This window comes from Alteromonas sp. K632G, from assembly GCF_017653625.1.
GTDB classification, from domain to species: Bacteria; Pseudomonadota; Gammaproteobacteria; order Enterobacterales; family Alteromonadaceae; genus Alteromonas; species Alteromonas naphthalenivorans.
In genome coordinates, this window is sequence record NZ_JAGGDM010000008.1 from 166062 (window position 1) to 189047 (window position 22986).

Genomic DNA, 22986 nt, shown 5'->3' on the forward strand with positions numbered 1-22986 from the left:
GTATTATGATTCACAGTATTTTTTATGCTAATTCACGGATTGCTGGCTAGAAATGCATTTGGCGTAGCTGCTCACTTAACCGCGATGCCAACTACTTTATTGCAACCAGCGACGTAAAGTTAAAGCACTTAAACCACATCACGACATCTTTAAAACCAACGGATTTTAATCGCGTTTCGTGTTCGCTGAAGGTATCGGTCAGCATAACTTTCTCGATGGCGGCGCGTTTTTGGCTTACTTCTAATTCACTGTAGCCATTGTCACGCTTAAATTGGTGATGCAGATCTATCAGTAGTTCGTTGCCAGCCACGGTCGGGTGTTTAATTTTCTCTGAAAGAATTAAAACACCACCTTCATTTAAACCATCGTAAATTTGTTTTAATAGCGCTTCTCTATCAGCAGGTGGGATGAATTGTAATGTGAAATTCATGACTACCATAGAGGCGTTTTCTATCTGGGTATCTTGGGCGTTTTGCTGAATGATGGAAATTGGGTTTGGCAAATTGAAGGCTTGAACCATGCGTCGACAACGGTCAACCATGGCATCGGAACTATCTATACCAATTATTTCACAAGGCACATCTTGAGTAGCGCGAGCAACAGAAAAACTTGCAGCGCCCAAGGAACAACCAAGGTCATACACCCTAGTATTGGGTTGTACTTTTGTTTTCGCTAATTCGCCAATGGTATGAACAATAGTTTCATAACCAGGCACCGAGCGTTGGATCATATCGGGAAAAACGTCAACTACTGACTCATCGAAGGAAAAATCTGCTACCTTTTTAAGAGGGTTGGCATAAAGTCTGTCGTGTTTTTGCACAAAATGTACTCAGCTAGCGGGAATTTGGTCGGCAATTTTACCCTCACAAATTTAAATGCCAATGGAAAACAGTAAAAAAATCAAATAAAGCGGTGATTTTTAACGAATAGGGCTTTTAGAATTAAATCGAAAGTATTAACCTAGAGTCATAAGAACTAAAGGAAGCAACAACGCTAATGACAAGAATTCTTGTAGCAGATGATCACCCATTGTTTCGTGAAGCACTCAGCGGAGCGTTAGGACCTTATTTTGAAAACGCGCAGATTCTTGAAGCTGGAAGCCTTGATGCTGCGCTGGCCGTTTTAAATGAATACGACGGCATCGAGTTGGTCTTACTCGACTTAAACATGCCAGGCGGTGAATATTTTAATGGCATTATTACCTTGCGTGAACAATATCCTAATATTCCTATCGGCGTAGTATCGGGTAGCGATACGGTAGAAGTGGTAGCACAGGTAATGAGCTTAGGCGCTCAAGGCTTTATCCCTAAGGTGTCAGCAACACGTGAAATGGCGCAAGCTATTGTGGACATCATTGCGGGTAAAAAATGGCTTCCTGAAGGTATGGAAGAAGAGCTTGAGAAAGTAGACGACGAATTGAAGTTGTTGCTTCAACGTTTCAGAGAGCTAACGCCTAAACAAATTCAAGTATTGTCATTCCTACGTGCAGGCTTAATGAACAAGCAAATTGCCCACGAAATGAATGTAACTGAAGCGACGATTAAGGCGCACATCAGCGCAATTCTACGTAAGCTTGAAATCAATACGCGTACGCAAGCAGTATTGTTGATGGACAAGCTTCAACTAAGCTAGTCGTATAAGTAAGCGTTACAAATAAAAAAAGCCGATGTTTTTATTAACACCGGCTTTTTTGTTTCTACAGTCATTACCGCAATTTTTAAGAGAATGGCGCACTATTGCATTGGGGTAATTTCACCATTTTCGGTAACAATGCCTAGCCCCTTATCGGGCACTTCACTGAATGATTGCTGTTGTGCATCACCACTTAGTTTAGTGATATAAATTACCCAGTATTCTACATGTGGCGTTTTATAATCTTTAATGAAGGCGATCCCAATTTCATTTTGTTCAGCATAAAAAGGAATTTCACCGAGCAAATGCTGTTTGTGGGAGAACGAACTTTTTAGAGCGTGCCACACCTTTTTCGCGGTTTGATAGCCGCCAGCCAACGCCTCAACCTGATTACTCATGGCATCGCCGTAATAGGAAGGAAGGGTTAACCCTGCGTCTCGCAAACGGCTATTAGGGCTGCCACCTAAGAAATGCGACACTAAGCCTTCTTCTGCCATATATTTTGCCTTTTGCTCTGCAATGGCAACTAGGGTGGGGTTACAGTGAATGTGGGTTCGGGCTTGGTTTTTATCATTCACAATAAGCTGGGCAAGTTTTTTGGCTTGTTCCGAACTACCACACTCAAAGGTGTCAGAAGGTAACGGAACCATTGCGTGTTGCGATTTTGCCTGGGCAGGCGCAATCACGAGCAAAGATAACCAAAAAATAGCAGTCACTTTAGTGCATAAAAAAAGGCCGCCGAAGCGGCCCTTTTTAGGAAGGATTAAGCTAAGCAGCTTTGCCTCCTCGTTTCTTTATTTCGCTAGAAGAGTTCACTTTAGCCACTAATTCTTCGTGGTCGAAATCGTCCACGTTAATGGTTCTCAGTCTTCCTGCTTCTGTACGACGAAGTAGGTCAGCTTCTTCTTCATTAATGATGTCTTCACTAAGCGCTTCATCTGCTAACGCCGCTAAACGTGTGAAAGGCAGTTTCGCTTTCTTATGTTTGCAAATGCGTTCGAAGATTGGCTCGGCTGCTAACACGTCATCAAGGGTTTGTTCTAAGTCACCGAACAAGTTACCTTCTTCACGAGACAGGTACTGACCATAACCTAAACGGCTACGTGCGCTACAAGGGGTTTGTAGCATTTGTGCAATAGCATGCTCGGTTTTATCAGAAGGCTTACCAACGCGACGTCCAAACGGAATAACAAGGCCACGAAGTACAACACCAATGGCTTTGTTAGGGAAGTTCGCTAAGAAGTCGTCAATCGCTGTTTCAATGTCATGCAAGGTGTTTTGCATTGCCCAATGAAGTAGCGGTAAGTCTTCTTTTAAGCGACCATCTTCGTCAAAACGCTTCAAGGTAGTACTACCTAAGTACAAGCCGCTTAAAATGTCACCTAAGCGTGCAGATAAGCGCTCACGACGTTTTAAGTCGCCGCCTAACACACCCATAGAAACATCAGTAAGCAACGCTAGGTTTGCACTATAGCCTTGTAACAGCTTGTAGTAGTGAGCCGTTTCGTCAGTGAAAGGCGCACTGCTGAATACGCCACTTGTCAGTGAGAACCAAACACTACGAACCGTATTTGAAATGGCAAAACCAATATGACCAAATACGGCTTTATCAAATGCACTAATGCTTTCTTTTTTGTCTTCAATTGACGCAGCTTGAATTTCTTTCAACACGAAAGGGTGACAGCGCATAGCGCCTTGACCGAAAATCATCATGTTACGAGTAAGGATGTTCGCGCCTTCAACCGTGATTGACACTGGAACACCTTGGTAACCACGGCCCAAATAGTTATTTGGCCCAAGCATTACGCCCTTACCGCCATGAACGTCCATTGAATCGTTAATCACTTGACGCATTTTTTCAGTGAGGTGGTATTTACAGATTGCCGATATAACAGACGGCTTCTCACCCAAATCAACACCTACTGTTGAAAAGCGTGTTACGCCATCCATCAAGTAAGCATTACCACCAATACGGGCTAGCATTTCTTCCACGCCTTCCATATGGCCAACAGGCATACGGAACTGACGGCGAATACGTGCATACGCACCTGTAGCCAATGATACAGATTTAGCGCCACCAGCAGCAGAAGACGGTAGGGTAATACAACGGCCTACTGACAAACATTCAACCAGCATACGCCAGCCTCTACCAGCCATTGCTGGGCCACCGATGATGTAATCGATTGGAACAAAGATGTCGTTACCGCGAATAGGGCCGTTTTGGAACGGGGTATTCAGCGGGAAGTGACGACGACCAATTTCTAGGCCTTTTGTATCGCGAGGAATAAGTGCACAAGTAATACCTGGCTCTTTATTCTCACTTAACAAACCGTCTGGATCTTGAAGTTTAAACGCTAGACCAATAACTGTCGCCACTGGTGCAAGAGTAATATAACGCTTGTCGAAGGTTAGGCGCATACCTAGCACTTCTTCACCGTTCCATTCGCCTTTACATACCACACCAACATCAGGAATAGCGCCAGCATCAGAACCCGCTTCAGGGCCCGTTAATGCAAAACAAGGCACTTCTTGACCTGCCGCTAGGCGAGGTAAGTAATGATCTTGTTGTTCTTTTGTTCCATAGTGCTGAAGTAGCTCACCTGGGCCTAACGAGTTAGGAACACCAACCGTACTTGAAAGTACGGCGCTAACGCCAGCAAGCTTTTGAAGAACACGAGACTGTGCGAACGCTGAGAACGCTAGGCCGCCGTATTCTTTTTTAATGATCATGGCAAAGAACTTATGTTCTTTAAGGAATGCCCAAATTTCAGGAGATAAATCGGCATCTTTATGGTTAATTTGCCATTCATCTACCATTGAACACACTTCTTCAACCGGTCCGTCTAGGAACGCTTGTTCCTCAGCCGTTAAACGACCTTTAGGAATGCGGTGAAGTTTTTCCCAATCAGGCTTACCACTGAAAATATCACCGTCCCACCAAACTGTTCCTGCATCGATTGCTTCTTGCTCGGTGCTAGACATTTCTGGCATTACCTTTCGGTAAAACGATAATAATTTTTTAGTGATGTGTTGCTGACGAATATTAGAAAGGGTAAACGGCAGCGTAAGTGCTAGGAATACAATCCAACCAAGTAAACCAATATCACCAAATAGAGTCCCTAAAATCATGACCCCACCAGCGATACACACTGCTGTTACTAAGCTGGTACGTTGATAGCTGGCAACTGCCAAAGCTAACACTACCAGTAAAAACCAAATAAAATCTGCCATACTTCGCTCCTGAAAAGGCGTTAGATATAACGCTAATCGTTCCACTCATTTTGGCTCATTACGCGGGATTGTGCGCAACTATCAAATTGAGGTCAGACCAGCATGGGTTAAACCTATTATTTAATGACCCAAAGATCAAGATTTTTACATGAATTTTGCATTAAAAGTAATGGTTATAGTGCAAGTTAGAACGCGGTATATATGGGTTGCCCAGCTAACTTGTTGTCAACCACGCGGCATGATGAAGATTTACAGAGAAGGGAGAAAAGAGAAAAGAGATAACAGGTGGGGCTCATCCATCGATGATGTCCCCACCTACAAATAGTGCAAGCAACGTTTACCGAGTAACGTAAGACTTCAATTTAATATCGCCTTGTTCTTCACCATCTTTAAATTGCTGCAAACGCACCAAGGTATAGTTTAATGATGGAGCAAACCACGCAAAGGTTTCACGGGTTTTAGAGTCGCGAATAAGCTTTACTTTCACCGTCTCGAATTCGCCATAGGGTAATGACAGACTTTCCTTGGCCACCACTTCTACACCGTAGGTACGTAACTCACCACGATAGTTAACAAAGTCGTACGAAAGGTTAGTTTCGCCAGAGGCTAATTGGTTTGCCAAGTCTACGCGGTATATTTGGTTGTCGAACTGACCGTTCCAAACAAATTCTTCGCCATTTTCAACCGCAATTTTGCCGCCATTGTCGGTATTGAAATTAACGGTAAGCTTTTTATCTGGCCCTGTGCCCGTGCGAGTATAATGATACTCAATGGGTAACACAGTACTGTCTTCTACTTTAAAAATAGAATGCTCGTAGCGTTTGTCAGATAAAAAGAATTTCGAGACTTTAGAAGAGTAGGTGAGGGAGTATTGTGTGTTGCTTAACGCTTCAAGCTTAATGCGAGCTTCGCCCACATCATCGCCCCACTTGTAAGCCGTATAAACTGCCTCGTAGGGTTGAAGTTTATTCTCTGTTGTATCGGCTGCGTGGGCGTTAGCGCCCACAAAAGCCAAAAGAAACGCTGCTACAAAGCTGCGTTTACTCGTTTGCATAACCCGATTCTGGGAGTTCTTGCTCATCTAGGATAGCCTTATTATTTACCATCTTAAGTCGCCCCGCACTGAACCAAGAAAGCACTAATGGGTATATGCGACGCTCCTGTTCTTGAACACGATCTGCTAAGTCTACCGCAGTGTCATCTTCGAAAACCGGCACGCGACTTTGAATAATGACTGGGCCGCCATCTAACTCAGGTGTCACAAAGTGCACGCTTACGCCGTGTTCTTCGTCGCCATTGTCGATAGCTTGCTGATGCGTATTCAACCCTTTGTATTTAGGCAACAAAGATGGATGAATGTTCACTAATTTTCCAGAAAAAGTATTTACAAACTCAGGCGTTAAAATACGCATGAAGCCTGCAAGCACAATATAGTCTGGGTTTAATGATTCAATTTCAGCTTGCAATGCCTTGTCGTAGCTTTCCCGACTGTCATGCTGCATGTGGTCTAGGCTAATGGCGGTAATACCGGCTTCTTGCGCACGGGTTAAACCGTACGCATTAGGGCGGTTACTAATAACACCACATATTTCAGCATCAAGCTTTTCAGCGCTGATGTTATCAATAATGGCTTGTAAGTTACTGCCGTTACCTGAAATTAAAACGCAAAGTCTGGTTGATGGAGTGCTCACGCGTTTATCTCAACTTGCTGTTCACCGTCTTTGGCTTGAATGTCACCAATTAACCAGGCGTTTTCACCGTGTTCTTTCAAGGTTTCAATAGTGGTATCTACATCGGCTTCATCAATAACAATCACTAAGCCAACACCACAGTTGAACGTACGGTACATTTCGTGACGAGTAACGTTGCCGTTCTCTTGTAGCCAGCTAAACACTGAAGGCCACTGCCAGCTCTTCTCGTCAATCACCACTTTTGCATCATCAGGTAACACGCGCGGGATGTTTTCCCAAAAGCCGCCGCCAGTAATGTGTGAAATGGCGCTGACTTCCACTTTCTCAAGCAATGCCAATACAGATTTCACATAAATACGGGTAGGTTCAAGTAAATGCTCGATAAGCGGCTTGCCGTCTAAATCTTGATTTACGTCGGCGTTGCTCACTTCTAAAATCTTACGTACCAGTGAGTAACCGTTAGAGTGAGGACCTGACGACCCTAGTGCGATAAGTTTCTGGCCAGGCTTCACTTTAGTGCCGTCAATAACCTTTTCGGCTTCAACTACGCCTACGCAGAAACCTGCAATGTCGTAATCGCCGCCATGGTACATTCCCGGCATTTCTGCGGTTTCACCACCAATTAGGGCACAACCCGCTTGCTCACAACCATTACCAATACCGGTTACTACCGATGCAGCAACATCAACATCTAGTTTGCCAGTAGCGTAATAATCTAAGAAAAACAGCGGCTCTGCGCCTTGTACAATAAGGTCGTTAACACACATGGCAACTAAGTCGATACCCACACCATCGTGACGGTTTGCATCCATAGCAACACGAAGCTTAGTGCCGACACCATCGGTTCCAGAAACCAGCAACGGGTTCTTATATTTTGTTGGAAGCGAACATAATGCGCCAAACCCACCAAGGTTTCCTTTTACTTCCGGACGGTGAGTCCTTTTAGTAACGGATTTAATACGGTCGACAAGTTGGTTTCCCGCATCAATATCGACACCAGCATCTTTATAACTAAGAGAGGTTTTATTTTCGCTCACGTTTGCGCCCTAGAACTAAGAGTAAGAGGTAGAAAAACGCGGATTCTACCAGTAAGTCACCACAAGTCCAATTGACTAGGGCGGATAAGGGTCAGATCATGTGAAAAAAGTGTAATTTGAGTATGAATTCCCTTTTTTGATGGCTTCAAACTTCGTTTTTTATATTTATAGATGAAATAAACATAAATATGACAGAGAATAGCGGGCAACGATCTTTTGGCGTTGTAGTGGAGTAGTGAAGAAATTGATTTCTTATCGGAACAGGAAAATTAGGCGTATGTTTCAGCAACAATTAATTCGCGGTGTAGGGGTGGCAATAGCGGTGTGCACGATGAGTGCCCATGCTACGCAGCACGTGGTGGTTAATGAAGCACAGATACCTGTTAGTGATCAGAGTCAAAAAACACAAGCCAACGCAGTAAAAAAAGCCCTAACTGAGGTGATGGTGAAGGTATCGGGAAATACCGAGGTGTTGCAGAACCCTGGTGTAAGGGCTGCACTTAGAACGCCTGAAGCGTACCTTCGCTCGTACCGTTTTTCTTATTCGGGCAACGACACCTTTTATGTTGCTGAGTTTGATAAAACGAAACTGACCGATTTAATGAAACGTGAAGGCCTGCCTTTATGGGGTGAGCGTAGACCAGAAACTATTGTGTGGTTAGCCACAGAAACTGACGACAACGAACGCATCATTTTAGATGAAAGTACACCAACACCCGTAGGGGAAATGTTGGTTAACACCGCGAAAACCCGTGGGGTGCCGGTAAGTTTACCGTTAATGGATTTAACCGACTCAGCCAGTATTTCCATTTACGATGTGTGGGGTAGGTTTGTTCAGTCTTTAACAGCATCATCACAGCGTTATGGTGTTGATAATATTATTGGCGCTCGTTTGTATAAAAATACCGCGGGTGAAATGCCGTCTATTCCTGAAGGCTTACCTGCTTCGTCCAGCGCTGGTGAAGGTGGTTCTTACCAAGATACGGATTTCCAAGATACAAATTACCAAGACAATACGTACGCTGATAATCAAAGCCAAAGCGCTATTGCAGGTACAGCGCAGCCATTAAGTGGTCAACTCGATTTAAGTGACGTTGACAACATGGTTGATGGCGGGAACCTACAGGTAAACGAAGAGCAACAAGCCAGCCTTGCAGGCGATGAAGTGACCGCCACGGCGGCTTTGGTGAATGAAGCGCAAGAAATGCCGCCTTTCACGATGGATGAATTCACTCAACACGCCCAAAAAGCACAAGAAGGTGAATATGCGCTTGATTGGGTGTTTGTGGGCAATGGCAAGGTAAGCTACGGGTCTATTTTTGCCGACGAACCTACCTCACTTACTCAACAGTTGGTTGATGCCTATGCCAACTACTTATCTTCACAATACGCGGTGATCCCAGGTGCGGTAGATGCAGAAAGAGTGCAAATATCTGTGTCGGTTGCCAATATAGACTCATTAAAAAAATACGCTAACGCTAATGCGTATTTGAAGAGCTTAAGCGTGATAGAAGAAGCGATGTTAACTGGGCAAACTGGTTCAGTAGCCACCTACAATTTAACCTTGCTTGGTACCCCGGAAGATTTACTTAATACTGTAAGGCTTGAATCTAAACTTCGGCCTGTAACGGATTCTTTCGGTCAAGTGGTAGAAGGATATACCTTTTACTGGAATGAATGACCCTTTTGCTATGCAGCTAACTCTCCCTGTAACGCTACCCACAGATGAAACGTTCGACAGTTTTGTTGATACGGGAAACCAAGAAGTGGTGGCGTTGCTTAAGGGTATTCCAAGTGCTATGCCTGCATGGCACGATGCGCCGTCTTTAGCCTCGCTTTCTGCATTACATCTGCCGTTAGTTACATTGTTAGGTGGGCAGGGCTTGGGTAAAAGCCATTTACTGTATGCATTGTGTCATCAACTGGCGCAGCAGAACGTAAACCACCTTTATTTAAATTTGAACCATCATGCCCAGTGGTCTTTCGATATTTTTGATGGGTTAGAAAACCTCTCGGTTATCTGTTTAGATAATATACATGCCATTGCGGGTCATGCACGATGGGAAGAAGCCTTATTCGACCTTTTCAATCGGGTGATAGAAAACCCTCACGCACTTATTGTGGGTAGCAGTCAGCATGGGCCTTCACATCCCGCATTTCAGTTGCCAGATTTAAGTTCTAGGCTTGCGTGGGGCGTAATTTATCATTTAATAGCGCTTAATGATGAATCGCGTAAGGAAGTAGTTCGATTGCGGGCTAATCAACGGGGATTGCGGTTGTCAGAACAGGCATTGCAGTTTTTGTTGCATCACAGCGACCGAGATTTGCGAAGCTTATTAAACTTATTAGCCAGGCTTGATACCCGCTCATTGCAAGAACAAAAAAAGCTGTCTGTCGCTATGGTTAAGCGAGAACTCGGGCTTAATTAAGACAGCTTTATTCCTGCCGCTGTCGCTCTGCCGTAATTTCAGTACCGCGTTTCTCGCCTAATGTTTCTCGCCTAATATTGACTTTCTTCCAGCTTCTTTTGTGCTTCTATAATCGCATTTTTTTCATCGCCAGTTAGCTCGACACTTTCTTCATTGTCTAAATTAACCGTATTAAACCACGTGCTACCATCAGGAAATAAAGTCGGTGTTGGCATGGCAGCTTGAATAGCCGGAATGTCGAGCAAGGGTAATACCCGGCTAACCGCATAATCTACGCGTAGTTGAAGGTTGTCATCGTTAATACGATCTCGTTGGCCCCACGTGACATTATAAGAACCATCGTCTACTGCATCACCCGAAAATATACCCACATCGGCACTGGCGCCCATTCGATAAAGCATCATGAAACGCTCGACCAAATTAGCAAAGTCCTCTCTTTCGGTATAATAGGAATAAAAGGTCACTGCGCCGTCGTTAGCAAACCAATTAGCCACTTGAGCCGCAGAGTAAGCACGCTGTGTACTGTTAGCCGCATCGCCTCCGTAGCGTACCTGCGCCAGCGCATGCAGTTGCGATGAAGTCAGTGGCAAGGTGTTTTCAAGGCCTGTAGATAAAGGAGAGTTGTTGTTAACGTAGTTTAAAGGGGTATTGCTGTTAGATAAGGACGACCAAGTTGTATAGTCGAAGAAATCATTCGCGTGGGCGAGTTCGTGGTACATCAACCATGTTAATGCGGCATCGACACCTTGCTGAGTGCGGGTTGCCCTTGTTGACGCTGCTAAGCCAGTTTGTGGGTAGTAGTATTCACCTTCTTTTACATATCGCCAAAAGATAGAAAAATCTAAATCACTACCAAAGCCGCTTCGATAGTCGGGCTGGGTATTAATGGTGTCTCGTTCTTCAGGGCTGCGCCAAAAATTATTTGCGTCCAGATAAATAGCACCCGTAACCGCCCAATAAAATGAGGGGCGAATATCGTAAGAAATTACAACCGCACTGGTTGCTCTTAGCATTTGTAGCAAATCTTCGCTGCTGTTAGAGGTTTGTAAGAATTGCTCGAACGCTTCTCCCATCCAAGGATGTGACACATAGGTTCTATCTAAAATATCATCAATAGTAGGCGATTCTGTTTGCTGCCCAATAAGAGGAAGTTGGGCAAAGGTGCAGCTTGATGTTAGTTCATTGTTGTATACACAAGCTTCTAACGCAGAGGCATAGGGGCTATTCGGACGATACGCTTGCATGTGCGAAGTCACGGTTTCTGGAATACTACCTGAGTCGTCAACGAAATACGCATCTGAATTTATATCAATATTTTTTATCACCACCTGAACGGTATCGGTTGCAACAGAATCATCATCAAAAGTTAGCGTAGCTTGAATTTCTACAATGCTGTCGGCGCTGACTTGTGGTGCTTGAAAATAAAGGTTGTAGGATAAATCGTCGTCATCAAAGGTAAATGCGGGTATGGATGCCCCTGATAGCTGTTCCCAGGTAATGTCCGTTACGGTTTTTAAACTGTTGTTATCTACGTGCAGTGAAACGCGGCCCCCTTCGCTGGCTTCGTGACCTAAGCGTAAAATGGCTTCAGGAGGCTGACCTTCAATAACGGTAAGGCTAAGCTCTTGGGTCAAGGTTTCTAGGGTAGAGGTTTCGCCGACTGAAAACGATGCGGTAACCGAAACAAGGTATTCGCCGGCCGCCGTAACATCGAAGCCTATGGCTTGGGTGTGAGAGGCAAGAGGAGCGATACTGCCTGCTTCTGTGCTTGCACCACTCACCGCATTAACGGTCCAATTTACGCTGGTGATTGATGTGCCCGATGGGGCAATAACGGCAAAATCAGCAGAGTCGCCAGCAATGAGTTCGCTGGCGCCCTGTATGGTTAAACTGGGTGGCGAAGATGGGGTGGGGGTTGTGACACTACTATCTCCTCCTGAACCGCCGCATCCATATAATGCCAACAGTGAAATCGGTAGTAGCCACTTCATCATTATTCCCCTTGTTCGAAATGCGCCTTTTCTTCTTGCATAACTTGTTTAAGTTTTTTCAATCCAAGGCCAAGTTCACGTCCACGTTTACGCGCAAACGCACTGCAACCAACGAACATTCCCACACATAGTAGAATTTCAATTGCTGCATACCAGCGTTCTTCAGGCACAGCATAAGCCACAGTACAACCGTGCATTAGATAAAACAGTACCACGAAATTTGCCCAAGCGTGAGTATACGGCTTACCTTGTATAACGCCTTTGTAAGGTAAAAGTAACGGCACTAAATAAACTAGCGTAATAAATATTGGTGAGTACGTTAGCGTTTTATTAAGAAAAAACTGCCACGCAATAATCCACACAATTAATAAGGTATGACAACCCAGTGCCAAATAACGATAAAAACGCGTATTAGGCGCCATGTGTTGTCTCCTGGTTATTCGCATGCCACAAAGCACTGGCTAAGTTTGCCAGACGTTTACCTTGAGCAATACATAAAGATTTTTCATCTTCGGTAAGTGTGACCGCATTATCTAGGGCCACATGGCTCACACCGTAAGGGCTACCACCACTTCGCGTGTGATGAAGCGCAGGCTCGCTATAGGGCAGGCCGCACATCACCATGCCATGGTGAAATAGCGGAAGCATCATAGACAGCAGCGTTGATTCTTGACCGCCATGCATAGAAGAACTTGATGTAAATACACACGCAGGCTTATTAATTAACGAGCCTTTTAACCATTGGCTACTGGTGCTGTCTAAAAAGTGCTTCACTGGTGCAGCCATGTTACCAAATCGCGTAGGGCTTCCTAGGGCAAGCGCGCTGCACTGCTCGAGTTCTTGTAAGGTTACCGTAGGGGCGGCGTTAGGGTTTGCCTCTTTTAAACTGGCGTCTGCATTTTCTTCGCCTGAGCCCTGATCACTTGAACTATTCGAGTTAATGTTTAGGCTTGCCACGCTGCGCACAATTACTTCAGGTCGCACAAATGATGCAGCGGTAGCAGGTGATGCAGAGATAGCATTGGCTTCCATGCTTGATAGTTCAGCCATTGCGCCTTGTGCTATGGCATCGGCTAACCTTTTGGTACTGCCATGTCGGCTGTAATAAAGAATTAAAATAGGGCCCATTATACGATTTCCAGTACGGCCTCTGGCGGTCTTCCAATACGGGCTGCATTGTTGTTAATCACCACAGGGCGCTCAATTAACTTAGGGTGTTCTACCATAGCGGCGAAAAGCTGCTCATCGGTAATATCTGCACCACCTAATGCATTCGCTTTATAGGCTTCTTCTTTTGTACGCATCATGTCTCGCACATTTTCTATGTTAAGTTGTCCGAACAAGGTTTTAAGTTCATCGATACTCAGTGGCGTTTTTAAATACTCTACTACGGTAGGCGAGATACCTTTTTCTTCAAGTAGTGCTAAGGTTTGGCGGCTTTTAGAGCAGCGCGGGTTATGTAAAATAGTAACCGAAGACATAATGTCGCCTCATCGTTAAATCATTGCCAAATTTTGGCGCTGACTATTGCTTGTTTGAAGGTATTTTTCAAGGTGCTAAGGCCTTATTAGTGACAAAAGCGCAATAATATTGGTGTGTAGGCCCCATAAATGAAAGGTGATGCTAAGCAATTAACCCTGCTTGTGCAAACTACGCGTTAAATCTGGCGTAAATACCAAGGTAATCTCATTCCCAAATACATGAAAATACTTGCTATTACATACGCAGCAAGGCATGTTTGCACACCGTTGTTATTTATATTGTTGTTTATATTTTTTATAAATAATAACGCTGTTTTCTATGGTAAAGAAGTATGGCAAAGAAGTACGGCAAAGAAGGTACGCTAAAAATGACGAACGCTGTGAAGCAAGGGCTGTTGATTATATTGGTGATGCTACTTTCAGCAACCGCTGGAGTATGGTTTTACAATTACCATCAAACCGACTTTGAAACCCTTCAGGGCGACACATATAAATGGCGTGATTTAGAAGGTAATTGGGTGATCATTAATTACTTTGCACCCTGGTGTGCGCCGTGTTTAAGAGAAATGCCTGAGTTACATCATTTAAGCGAAAACCTACCGCCAAACACTTTGTTATTCGCCATTAATTACGACGTGCTACCGGAAGATGATTTACAGGCCATGGCAAACAAGTTTGATATTACGCTAAATTTGATTGTGGCTAATGAAGAAACCCAGCTTCCCATTACTAAGCCGCCGTATTTACCGGCGACTTACATAGTGGGCCCGAAAGGGCAGGTTCAAGCCGAAATTTTAGGTGAGGTAACCGCTGACATCTTAAAAGACAAAATTGCAGCGTTGCAGGCTCGGGCGCTATAAACGCTGTAACCGCTCTTCTTGATCTCTAAATTGCTTTATTCTTGCCCTAATGCGCTGCTTTTGAAGATGATCGTCATCTTTCGCAAAGTTATAAGCGTACTGTAATTCATCTACGGCGCGGGTATAGGCGCCATACAGGGCGTACACTTCTGCCTTACTTTGATGCATTTGCGAAAAGCGCTTCGCTTTTTGATACGCTTCTGACATCAACTGATGCGCAATTTGGTATTCGTCGTTCACCAATAAAAAGTCTTTCAATAAGCTAATGGCATCATCGTAGCGACTAGCACTTATCATGGCATTCGCTTGGTTAAGCGCCAATACTTGATTGCGTGGGCTGTTCTCTACAAAAGGTGACAGCATTTCCACTGCCTTCAAAGGCTCGCCTTTAGCAATGTAAATATCTGTCGCGGCGTCTAGGTAAAACAGATTGCCGCTATCTTTGGTTAACAAATCACCCATAATGATTTCTTGGGCTTTGTCGTACTCTTCCGTTCGCATATACGACAATGCTAAGGCGTAAAGCGAAGCTTCTCGTACTCGATAAGCCTTTTTATCTACCTGTGCGGTGAAATACTCTACCGCGTAATCAGGTTCGAATGAGTACCTGGCCATGATTCTTGCTTTAGCAAGTTCAAACTGTTTACTTACCGGAACAAAGCGAGAAGGGTAGTCGTCTGCACGCGAACGGGCATCGGCAATACGAGATTCCGTTAATGGGTGAGTTAACAAACGCGCTGGCGGGCGAGAAACGTTTCGATACTCTTCAGCCATAATTGAAAAGAAGTCGGCAGCGCCATTGGCATCAAAACCTGCTCGAGAAAGCATGGCAATACCGATGCGGTCGGCTTCTTGTTCATTAGAGCGGGTGTAGTCAATTTGCATTTGCACAGAAGCCGCTTGGCCAGCTTGCATTGCCGCCATACCCGCCTGAGGGTTTGCCATGGCAATTAATACGCCACCAATAAGAGACGCAATCGCTAAGGGCGACGAACGTTGTTGCGCTTGCATGCTTCGAGCGATATGCCGTTGTGTAACGTGAGAAATTTCGTGAGCCAGCACCGAGGCCAACTCACTTTCAGTATTTGCCCGTCGCATAAGGCCCGTGTGAACACCTATATGCCCACCAAAGAAAGCGAAAGCGTTAATCGCGTCGTTATTTACCCAGAAAAAACGGAAGGGGAATTTAGCATTTTCGGCATGAATAACTAAGCGGTTACCTAAATCTTGTAGGTATTCGTCTAAAACTGGATCGGCGATTAGCGGGCTTTGCCCGCGCATTTGACGCATAACGGCATCGCCAACAATCATTTCTTTGTCTAAAGAAATAGCGTCAGACGCCACTACACCAATTTCAGGTAGCGCATTTTTATTCGTGTAACTCACGCTTTGCGCAATACTCGACAAGCTTGCTGTAATAAGGAAAGACAGCACCAAGAGTTTTTGAGATAACCTTTTCTTCATGTACCTGTGATTTACTGAACAATACTGGAATACGTATTAGAGCACCAAAGTACCGTTTCAGTTTCAATTATTTATTATGAATTTTATCATTCTGCCTAGATAAGTAGGTTTATGCCAGTTTTAGTGCAATTTACCCTTATCAATTACTTTGGCATTTGACCTGAATATTGCTTGTTAAATCGTCTTACCAGATTGATTTAAATAGAAAGTGTATTGCCCGATGCTTAGTCTTTACACTATGATGCGTATCCTATTCTTCAAATTTCTCAGGAAGCTTTTATGATCAGTGTGTTTGGTCGCTGGTACCGACGCAAATTTTCCGATCCTGATGCAGCTATGCTGCTTATACTCATACTTATTACAACCGCCGCGCTGCTTTTGTGGGGCGAGCTTATCATGCCTGTTTTAGTGGCAGCCATTGTGGCTTATTTACTTGATTGGCCGGTTACCCACCTTGTTAGATTCGGCGTAAGCCGCGCTATAGCTTGCGGCATCGTATTAATGGGGTTCATTACCCTCGTCATTTTCATGTTGATTGGTTTAGTGCCCATTGTCACTCGGCAAAGCATTAATCTTATTCAAGAAACCCCTTTAATATGGCAAAAGGCCCAAGATTGGATCTTAACCTTGCCAGAAAAATACCCAGACTACGTGCAGGTTTACCAGATTCATCAAATGATGGAAGGGCTAAACGACAAACTTGTTGGTGTAGGCGAAACATTAATATCAGCTTCTTTTAGCAACATTGCCAATGTGGCTGCGCTGTTAGTTTATGCGGTGCTTGTGCCTTTAATGGTGTTTTTCATGTTGAAAGACAAAATGTATTTCTTAGAAAGCATTTCTAACTTGCTGCCTAAAGAGCGCCGATTAATTACGCAAGTTGGCCATGAAATGAATTCACAAATTGCCAATTATATTCGCGGCAAAGTAATAGAAATTGTGATTGTTAGCTTAGTGTCGTGCGTGACCTTTGCCTTCATGGATTTACGTTATGCTATTTTGCTTGGCGTATTGGTAGGTATTTCTGTGCTAATTCCTTACATAGGCGCAGCGGTAGTCACCATTCCTGTTGCCATAGTTGCACTATTTCAGTGGGGCTTAACGCCTGATTTTTGGTATTTGTTTATTGCCTATTCGATTATTCAGGCATTAGATGGAAACTTATTGGTGCCTTTGCTCTTCTCTGAAGCAGTAAGCCTGCACCCACTGTATATCATTATTGCTGTGCTGGTATTTGGCGGCCTTTGGGGCTTCTGGGGCGTTTTCTTTGCTATACCGTTGGCAACATTGGTAAAAGCAGTAATAACGGCGTGGTCGAGTAATCCTGCTGGATTACCGGTGGCTGAAAGCAAATAGGCTGTACATATTTACAATCCAGTGAAATAAAAAAGGCGGTAGTGTGAACTACCGCCTTTTTTGTCAGCTTTGCATCAATCTTTTTATCAATATTAAATCGATATCAAACCGCTAACGAAATACGTTTATAAAGAGTTACTTGTTATCGGCCAAGTAATCTAACACCACTGTGTGATGCTCTTTGGTTTTAAACTTATTAAAAACGTGTTCAATAACGCCGTTTTCGTCTACTAAAAAGCTCATGCGGTGAATGCCGTCATACTCTTTACCCATGAATTTTTTCAAACCCCATACGCCAAAAGCGTCTGCTACGGCGTGGTCTTCGTCAGACAACAAAGTAAAGTTTAGGCTTTCCTTTTCAGCGAATTTAGGCAAGCGTTTAACCGCATCAGGGCTAATACCCATTACTTCCACATTCAAACCGTCTAACGCCTCTTTACTGTCGCGTAAGCCTTGTGCTTGCACGGTGCAACCTGGCGTCATCGCCTTAGGGTAAAAGTAAACCAGTACTTTTTTACCTAGGTAATCTGATAACGTAATGGTTTCATCATTTTGGTTTTGAAGTGAAAACTGTGGTGCTTTATCACCAGCTTGAAGCGTGTTCATTAGATTCCTTAATATGTTTGTCTACAACTTTACCGGTTACATTGAGTTCTTCAAACAACGCGGTTAGTTCTGATTCTAGAGCAGCAAAATCTTCCGAGGCGGGCATGTTCACAACAAACTTGCATCGCATACATTCGTTTTTACACTCGGCCGCTTTGTATGTGGCTTGTCTAAATGCACTGATTGATGCGTTACGTTTTGCGAAAAAGCCCGTCACTGCCTCAATAAGGCCAGCGGTATCTTCGCCGCTGAATTCAACGTGAAATAAGTGATCGAGATTTTGCTTTTCGTGGTGACTAGTACGTTTCATCATGGAAAGCAGATCGAGACGCTGACAAAGGGGAGGCACAGCACACTCAGCGCGAGTAATGGCTGACTGCGAACCTTCTAAAATCATAGTGAGTGAAAATTCTTGACCATAAATAGCTTGCCGACTATCTAAAATGTTGCACTGGGCTTCCGATACCGTGGATGCAATTTCACTTAATATACCCGTTTTATCTGAACCTAAAATGGTCACAATCAGTTGTTGCTGAGACATTAAAACCTACATCACAAGAAACGTATTGCGTGATGGTAGCATAGAGTTTTTTTTTAGTACCAGCGGCTTTTTGTAGTATTGATACAGATTATTGTCAAATTCTTGGCATTTAGGCGTGAGATAGCTTGTGTTTAGCTACCGACATATTTACCATGTGCGCTCATATTTTGCGGAGAGATTATGTTTACTGGTAGTTACGTAGCACTCGTCACGCCGATGTTTGAAAACGGCGACATCGATTACAAGTCACTTGAGAAGCTAGTGCGCTTTCATGTTGAACAAGGCACACATGGTATTGTGTCTGTTGGCACCACTGGCGAGTCGGCCACCTTGCCGTTTGATGAACACGTAAACGTAGTTAAAGAGACCGTTGCTATGGTGTCTGGCGCTATTCCTGTTATTGCAGGTAGTGGCGCAAACTCAACTGCCGAAGCGATTTTTCTTACCCAACAATTGGGTGCGGCCGGTATCGACGGCTTCTTAAGTGTAGTTCCTTACTACAACAAGCCTCAACAAGCAGGCATGGTGGCACACTTCAACGCCATTGCTGATGCCAGCGATTTACCGGTGTTATTATACAATGTACCGGGTAGAACCGTTGCTGACATGCTGCCTGAAACCGTTGCCGAACTTTCATCTCACAAAAACATTGTTGGATTAAAAGACGCAACAGGCGATATTGCTCGCCTTAAAGCAACACAAGCACTTGTACCTTCAGACTTCGTTTTACTCAGTGGCGATGACGGCACAAGTTGTGAGTTCATGTGTGAAGGCGGTCATGGGGTTATTTCTGTGACAGCAAACGTGGTACCTAAAGCAATTGCACAAATGTGCGAAGCCGCTTTAGCAAAAGATTTTGATAAATGTCGCACTATAGATGAAAGCATCGAATTGCTTCACAGCGCGCTATTTATCGAGCCTAATCCAGTTATTCCAAAGTGGGCTTTATACAAAATGGGCATGATGGAAAGTGCACAAATGCGATTACCTATGGTTTTACCGGAACTTGTAAGCCAAAAACATATCGAAGAACTATTACAAAAATACGCATTGATTTCGGGTTAATAAGGAACACAGATGAATAGAACGCTGGCTATAGTGAGTTCGATGGTTGTAATCGCACTTGCAGGTTGTTCAAGCCAAACAGATAGAAAGACGGCTTCAGGAACGTACAAATACTTAGAAACAAAAGAACAAACCCCAGTACGTGTTCCTGCCGACTTAGATGCGCCAACTTTTTCTAGAGAGTTTGCAGTACCTGAATTAGACGAAAGCGTAGATGAAAGTCTTGTTGGAAAGAAATTACTTGTGCAGTCTCCTGCATTGGTATTGCCGCTTGTTACGGGTTCACACGTTGAAGAAGGCAAAAGCACAGCAACAATTTGGTTTGACCAAGTTGATGATAGCCAGCCGTTAAGCCAAGCCGTGTGGAATTCTTTGTTAAGCTTCCTAGACGAGCAAGGCATTGGCGTAGATTTCTTCGATCCTGAACAGCAAGTGCTAAACACTGACTGGATGATCATCAAAAAAGAAGTGGATAGCCCGTGGTACAGCTGGACCAGCACGGAAAGTGAAGTGGGTCGCCGCTTTGAATTCGTTCTAGAAGTAAAGCCTCACGGTAGAACCGCAGCGCTTTCTGTTGATTTAAAAGACTACATGGCCACCACAGGTGACGATGTTGTTGCAGAAATTTCAAGCATGCAAGAGCGCCGCGAAGAAGTAGACGTACTTAACCAAGTGATTGGTCATTACGAATACCAAATTCAGTTACAAGAAACCCGCCGTATTGCACGTATTCGCCAAGGCCTAAATACCGAAATGGGCTTTAACGATGACGGCAACCCCGCATTTATGGTAGATGCACAATACGACGTGGTATGGCCACGTATGTTACTAGTATTGCGTAAACTTGGTTTCGACGTAAAAGATTTAGACAAATCAAACGGCTTACTGTTTGTTACCTATAATGGTAGTGACACGGGTTGGTGGGGCGGCTTGTTCTCCAGCGACAACGAGTTACTTGAAAAAGGTGACTACCGTTTAAAAGTTTCGCGTGCCGGTGAGAAACGCAGTTCAGTGACTTTCATGAATAATGAAAGCGAACCTTTTGAAGCCAATCAGGTTTCAGACCTTTACGGCGCATTTGCCGAGGTCATGTCAGAAGATAACCTTGATATATAATTGAGACTGAGAATGGAAAAACGTGACGAGCTTTACCGCGGTAAAGCAAAAACTGTGTATTTTACCGATGACAGCGATAAGTTAATTCTGCATTTCAGAAACGACACATCAGCTTTCGATGGTGAAAAAATTGAACAGCTAGACCGTAAAGGCGAAGTGAATAACAAGTTTAACCATTTTATTATGACTAAACTTGAAGAAGCAGGTATTGCTACGCAAGTAGAAGCGTTGCTTTCTGACACTGAATCTTTAGTTAAAAAGCTAGACATGATCCCAGTGGAATGTGTTGTTCGTAACCTAGCGGCTGGCTCTTTGGTTCGTCGTCTTGGTGTAGAAGAAGGGCAAACGTTGGCACCGCCTGTGTTTGAATTCTTCCTTAAAAACGACGCACTGCACGACCCTATGATTAACGATTATCATATTGTGTCATTTGGTTGGGCGACTGAAGCGCAAATTGCTGAAATGAAGTCGTTAACGTTTAAAGTAAATGCCGTACTTAAATCGCTGTTTGATGAAGCAGGCATGTTGCTAGTAGATTACAAACTTGAATTCGGTGTTGATCCTGATGGCAACATTGTTTTGGGTGATGAATTTACCCCTGACGGTTGTCGCTTGTGGGACAAAGAAACCCGTAAGAAGATGGATAAAGACCGTTTCAGACAAGGCCTAGGCTCAGTAGTTGAAACTTACATTGAAGTTGCAGAACGCTTAGGTGTTTCACTTTAACGGCTAGTAATGTAAAGATTGAACGAAAAAAGGACCCATTGCGGTCCTTTTCTTTTGTCTGTAAAAAGGTAAATTAAACAACACTTTGATTAACAGAGCTTTGATTAACAGAGCTTTGATTAAACAATGCTTTATTTAAAATAGCCTTGTTCAAAAAGAGCTTTGTGCATTTTATATAATGCTTAATGCACAACTAAACGCTATAAAATTATCATCATTATAAAAAGGGCTTTTATGTATACGCTGCTGGAGAAAACGAATGGGTAACCCGTACGGATTAGTGTGTATTGCCATGCTGGCGTTTGCGGCCAATTCGTTATTATGCCGAATGGCATTGGCTAATACTGATATCGATCCGGGCCTTTTCACCACAATACGCTTGGCCAGTGGCGCATTGTGTTTAGCCCTTTTAGTGGCCTTTACTGCCCGCCGTTCTTCAAAAAACACCAGCCCAATTGCAGCAATTAAACAACAAGCATCAATAGCAGGGGCGTTAAGCCTATTTGTTTATGCTATTGCATTTTCTTATGCGTATATCTCGATGTCGACAGGCACAGGTGCGTTGTTATTGTTTGGCGCAGTGCAGCTCACTATGATTTCAGTAGGCTTATTAAAAGGCGAACGCTTTGCTACATTTCAGTGGCTAGGGTTTTTACTGGCTTTTGCAGGTTTAGTTATCTTGCTGCTTCCAGGGGCTAGCGCGCCACCATTGTTTTCAGCCTTATTAATGATAAGCGCCGGTATTGCATGGGGTTTTTATTCCTTACTAGGTAAAAAGAGTAATACGCCCTTATTGCTAACGGCGGGTAATTTTTTATATGCCACGCTACTTACCCTGCCTTTGATTGTTTGGTTATGGGTAACCGATACTTGGCAATGGAGCAACGATGGGGTGTTATTTGCGCTGGCATCTGGAATAGTGGCATCTGGTTGTGGCTATGCCATTTGGTACAAGGCATTACCTTTAATTCAATCGACAACGGCTGCCACCGTTCAGTTAAGTGTTCCGGTTATTGCCACGCTGATGGGCTGGGCGTTTCTTGCCGAAGCCATTAGCGTACAAATTATGGTTGCGTCTTTAATGACATTAGGCGGTATTTGGTTGGTTATTAAAATGCGCAAAGCTTAATCTAATAAAGCTTGGCCTATAATAAGCCGCAACGCTAATATGAGCGGCAGCTCAGACTAAAAACCGCAGCTTCGACCATTACTATAAGGGATTAACGTGGGCTTATTGACTAACATTCGGCGTGCACTAATTGCTTCTAAATTTCAGCGTAAAGACTTAAAAATTATTGAAGCTATCCCAGGCGAAAGGTTTGCCACCATTGTTTTCGACTTTAAAGATAAAGGCTGGGAATTAACTGATGCTCGAGGCGACCTAGATGTAAGCCATGACAGTTGGCAGGGCAAGCTTCGAAAAGGCACCAGCACGCTTACTTGCACATGGAGTAAGGACGACCAAGGCGAGATAGTGGGCTTAACCCGCATTGTTGAGGGCATAGCGAAAGACTACAACTTAAAAGTGCAATCTACGCCTAGTCGATAACCCAAGTCGTTAACCCATGCCGATAAGCTGAGCTTTTGGTTTTCAACACATAAAAAAATGACGTAAATAAGCATAAGGGAAATAAAGCTAATCTACGTCATTTATCAACTGATGGAGTCGTAATGAGAGCGGTTACGTTATAGCGGTTGAGTGAATAACACGCTATTACCATTTTCCATTACAGCCATCTTTTCTCGCTTTTTACTATCAA

General features: G+C 43.9%; 23 protein-coding genes. 10 read left to right on the forward strand and 13 right to left on the reverse strand.

From position 1 onward, the window contains the following. Positions 1-91 precede the first annotated feature (91 nt). Complete coding sequence (cmoA, locus tag J5X92_RS10045) at positions 92-820, reverse strand: carboxy-S-adenosyl-L-methionine synthase CmoA (RefSeq protein WP_013784251.1); 729 nt, start codon at positions 818-820, stop codon at positions 92-94. 176 nt (positions 821-996) lie between these two features. On the opposite strand from cmoA, the gene J5X92_RS10050 reads away from it, so the two are divergent. Then, positions 997-1632 (forward strand): response regulator transcription factor, encoded by a 636-nt coding sequence (locus J5X92_RS10050; protein WP_129738136.1) that lies wholly within the window; start codon positions 997-999, stop codon positions 1630-1632. A 101-nt stretch (positions 1633-1733) separates the two neighbouring features. Here J5X92_RS10050 and J5X92_RS10055 read toward each other — a convergent pair whose 3' ends face one another. The 5 genes from J5X92_RS10055 to purM form a co-directional block, all read right to left on the reverse strand. After that, positions 1734-2348, reverse strand: a complete 615-nt coding sequence (locus J5X92_RS10055) for a CAP domain-containing protein (protein WP_348272393.1) — start codon at positions 2346-2348, stop codon at positions 1734-1736. Between the two features lie 52 nt (positions 2349-2400). Next, complete coding sequence (gene fadE, locus J5X92_RS10060; RefSeq protein ID WP_129738138.1) at positions 2401-4863, reverse strand: acyl-CoA dehydrogenase FadE; 2463 nt, start codon at positions 4861-4863, stop codon at positions 2401-2403. Positions 4864-5200: 337 nt separating this feature from the next. Then, a complete protein-coding gene (locus J5X92_RS10065; protein WP_208805639.1) occupies positions 5201-5944 on the reverse strand; it encodes a DUF3108 domain-containing protein in 744 nt (247 codons plus the stop codon). Continuing rightward, positions 5904-6554, reverse strand: a complete 651-nt coding sequence (gene purN, locus J5X92_RS10070) for a phosphoribosylglycinamide formyltransferase (protein WP_126873520.1) — start codon at positions 6552-6554, stop codon at positions 5904-5906. The genes J5X92_RS10065 and purN overlap by 41 nt, the downstream gene beginning before the upstream one ends. After that, positions 6551-7591 (reverse strand): phosphoribosylformylglycinamidine cyclo-ligase, encoded by a 1041-nt coding sequence (gene purM, locus J5X92_RS10075; protein WP_208805640.1) that lies wholly within the window; start codon positions 7589-7591, stop codon positions 6551-6553. Before purM ends, purN begins: the two co-directional genes overlap by 4 nt. Positions 7592-7868: 277 nt before the next feature. Between purM and J5X92_RS10080 the strand changes: the two genes are divergently transcribed. Then, positions 7869-9272 (forward strand): DUF2066 domain-containing protein, encoded by a 1404-nt coding sequence (locus J5X92_RS10080; RefSeq protein ID WP_208805641.1) that lies wholly within the window; start codon positions 7869-7871, stop codon positions 9270-9272. Between the two features lie 10 nt (positions 9273-9282). Beyond that, positions 9283-10020, forward strand: coding sequence for a DnaA regulatory inactivator Hda (gene hda, locus J5X92_RS10085; RefSeq protein WP_208805642.1), 738 nt, complete (start codon positions 9283-9285; stop codon positions 10018-10020). Positions 10021-10091: 71 nt separating this feature from the next. Here hda and J5X92_RS10090 read toward each other — a convergent pair whose 3' ends face one another. The 4 genes from J5X92_RS10090 to arsC are packed head-to-tail and all read right to left on the reverse strand — an operon-like array spanning position 10092 to position 13492. Continuing rightward, the gene (locus J5X92_RS10090) at positions 10092-12014 is read right to left on the reverse strand and encodes a hypothetical protein (protein ID WP_244360549.1); all 1923 of its coding nucleotides are present in this window, start codon (positions 12012-12014) and stop codon (positions 10092-10094) included. Further along, a complete protein-coding gene (locus J5X92_RS10095) occupies positions 12014-12433 on the reverse strand; it encodes a DUF2069 domain-containing protein (RefSeq protein WP_013784241.1) in 420 nt (139 codons plus the stop codon). The genes J5X92_RS10090 and J5X92_RS10095 overlap by 1 nt, the downstream gene beginning before the upstream one ends. Then, positions 12423-13139 (reverse strand): NAD(P)H-dependent oxidoreductase, encoded by a 717-nt coding sequence (locus tag J5X92_RS10100; protein ID WP_208805643.1) that lies wholly within the window; start codon positions 13137-13139, stop codon positions 12423-12425. Before J5X92_RS10100 ends, J5X92_RS10095 begins: the two co-directional genes overlap by 11 nt. Then, positions 13139-13492: an arsenate reductase (glutaredoxin) gene (arsC, locus tag J5X92_RS10105; protein WP_129738150.1), complete on the reverse strand. Its 354-nt coding sequence runs from the start codon at positions 13490-13492 to the stop codon at positions 13139-13141. Before arsC ends, J5X92_RS10100 begins: the two co-directional genes overlap by 1 nt. Before the next feature lie 332 nt (positions 13493-13824). Here arsC and J5X92_RS10110 point away from each other — a divergent pair, with 332 nt between their 5' ends. Next, complete coding sequence (locus tag J5X92_RS10110) at positions 13825-14352, forward strand: TlpA disulfide reductase family protein (protein ID WP_244360552.1); 528 nt, start codon at positions 13825-13827, stop codon at positions 14350-14352. Here J5X92_RS10110 and J5X92_RS10115 read toward each other — a convergent pair. Further along, positions 14347-15816: a M48 family metalloprotease gene (locus J5X92_RS10115; protein WP_208805644.1), complete on the reverse strand. Its 1470-nt coding sequence runs from the start codon at positions 15814-15816 to the stop codon at positions 14347-14349. The two genes, J5X92_RS10110 and J5X92_RS10115, sit on opposite strands and share 6 nt — an antisense overlap. A gap of 279 nt (positions 15817-16095) precedes the next feature. Here J5X92_RS10115 and J5X92_RS10120 point away from each other — a divergent pair, with 279 nt between their 5' ends. Beyond that, a complete protein-coding gene (locus J5X92_RS10120; RefSeq protein ID WP_013784235.1) occupies positions 16096-17172 on the forward strand; it encodes an AI-2E family transporter in 1077 nt (358 codons plus the stop codon). Positions 17173-17307: 135 nt separating this feature from the next. On the opposite strand, the gene bcp is transcribed toward J5X92_RS10120, so the two are convergent. Continuing rightward, positions 17308-17778, reverse strand: coding sequence for a thioredoxin-dependent thiol peroxidase (gene bcp / locus J5X92_RS10125; protein ID WP_013784234.1), 471 nt, complete (start codon positions 17776-17778; stop codon positions 17308-17310). Next, complete coding sequence (locus J5X92_RS10130) at positions 17756-18319, reverse strand: glycine cleavage system transcriptional repressor (RefSeq protein ID WP_208805645.1); 564 nt, start codon at positions 18317-18319, stop codon at positions 17756-17758. Before J5X92_RS10130 ends, bcp begins: the two co-directional genes overlap by 23 nt. A gap of 180 nt (positions 18320-18499) precedes the next feature. Here J5X92_RS10130 and dapA point away from each other — a divergent pair, with 180 nt between their 5' ends. From dapA to J5X92_RS10155, 5 genes are all read left to right on the forward strand, one after another. Further along, positions 18500-19384 (forward strand): 4-hydroxy-tetrahydrodipicolinate synthase, encoded by an 885-nt coding sequence (gene dapA / locus J5X92_RS10135; RefSeq protein WP_013784232.1) that lies wholly within the window; start codon positions 18500-18502, stop codon positions 19382-19384. A gap of 12 nt (positions 19385-19396) precedes the next feature. Continuing rightward, positions 19397-20500: an outer membrane protein assembly factor BamC gene (gene bamC / locus J5X92_RS10140; protein WP_208805646.1), complete on the forward strand. Its 1104-nt coding sequence runs from the start codon at positions 19397-19399 to the stop codon at positions 20498-20500. A 12-nt stretch (positions 20501-20512) separates the two neighbouring features. Further along, the gene (gene purC, locus J5X92_RS10145; RefSeq protein ID WP_013784230.1) at positions 20513-21226 is read left to right on the forward strand and encodes a phosphoribosylaminoimidazolesuccinocarboxamide synthase; all 714 of its coding nucleotides are present in this window, start codon (positions 20513-20515) and stop codon (positions 21224-21226) included. Between the two features lie 259 nt (positions 21227-21485). Continuing rightward, positions 21486-22355 (forward strand): DMT family transporter, encoded by an 870-nt coding sequence (locus J5X92_RS10150; protein ID WP_208805647.1) that lies wholly within the window; start codon positions 21486-21488, stop codon positions 22353-22355. A gap of 96 nt (positions 22356-22451) precedes the next feature. Then, the gene (locus J5X92_RS10155; protein ID WP_013784228.1) at positions 22452-22775 is read left to right on the forward strand and encodes a hypothetical protein; all 324 of its coding nucleotides are present in this window, start codon (positions 22452-22454) and stop codon (positions 22773-22775) included. Positions 22776-22986: the final 211 nt, after the last annotated feature.

What these genes read in the sequence shown, in the direction of transcription:
- J5X92_RS10110 (WP_244360552.1), top strand. Translation starts at nt 13,825, where the DNA reads ATGGCAAAGAAGTACGGCAAAGAAGGTACGCTAAAAATGACGAACGCT.
- J5X92_RS10150 (WP_208805647.1), top strand. Translation starts at nt 21,486, where the DNA reads ATGGGTAACCCGTACGGATTAGTGTGTATTGCCATGCTGGCGTTTGCG.
- J5X92_RS10100 (WP_208805643.1), bottom strand. Translation starts at nt 13,139, where the DNA reads ATGGGCCCTATTTTAATTCTTTATTACAGCCGACATGGCAGTACCAAA.
- J5X92_RS10050 (WP_129738136.1), top strand. Translation starts at nt 997, where the DNA reads ATGACAAGAATTCTTGTAGCAGATGATCACCCATTGTTTCGTGAAGCA.
- J5X92_RS10090 (WP_244360549.1), bottom strand. Translation starts at nt 12,014, where the DNA reads ATGATGAAGTGGCTACTACCGATTTCACTGTTGGCATTATATGGATGC.
- arsC (WP_129738150.1), bottom strand. Translation starts at nt 13,492, where the DNA reads ATGTCTTCGGTTACTATTTTACATAACCCGCGCTGCTCTAAAAGCCGC.
- J5X92_RS10130 (WP_208805645.1), bottom strand. Translation starts at nt 18,319, where the DNA reads ATGTCTCAGCAACAACTGATTGTGACCATTTTAGGTTCAGATAAAACG.
- J5X92_RS10065 (WP_208805639.1), bottom strand. Translation starts at nt 5,944, where the DNA reads ATGAGCAAGAACTCCCAGAATCGGGTTATGCAAACGAGTAAACGCAGC.
- hda (WP_208805642.1), top strand. Translation starts at nt 9,283, where the DNA reads ATGCAGCTAACTCTCCCTGTAACGCTACCCACAGATGAAACGTTCGAC.
- J5X92_RS10115 (WP_208805644.1), bottom strand. Translation starts at nt 15,816, where the DNA reads ATGAAGAAAAGGTTATCTCAAAAACTCTTGGTGCTGTCTTTCCTTATT.
- J5X92_RS10120 (WP_013784235.1), top strand. Translation starts at nt 16,096, where the DNA reads ATGATCAGTGTGTTTGGTCGCTGGTACCGACGCAAATTTTCCGATCCT.
- purC (WP_013784230.1), top strand. Translation starts at nt 20,513, where the DNA reads ATGGAAAAACGTGACGAGCTTTACCGCGGTAAAGCAAAAACTGTGTAT.
- J5X92_RS10095 (WP_013784241.1), bottom strand. Translation starts at nt 12,433, where the DNA reads ATGGCGCCTAATACGCGTTTTTATCGTTATTTGGCACTGGGTTGTCAT.
- dapA (WP_013784232.1), top strand. Translation starts at nt 18,500, where the DNA reads ATGTTTACTGGTAGTTACGTAGCACTCGTCACGCCGATGTTTGAAAAC.
- bcp (WP_013784234.1), bottom strand. Translation starts at nt 17,778, where the DNA reads ATGAACACGCTTCAAGCTGGTGATAAAGCACCACAGTTTTCACTTCAA.
- fadE (WP_129738138.1), bottom strand. Translation starts at nt 4,863, where the DNA reads ATGGCAGATTTTATTTGGTTTTTACTGGTAGTGTTAGCTTTGGCAGTT.
- J5X92_RS10080 (WP_208805641.1), top strand. Translation starts at nt 7,869, where the DNA reads ATGTTTCAGCAACAATTAATTCGCGGTGTAGGGGTGGCAATAGCGGTG.
- bamC (WP_208805646.1), top strand. Translation starts at nt 19,397, where the DNA reads ATGAATAGAACGCTGGCTATAGTGAGTTCGATGGTTGTAATCGCACTT.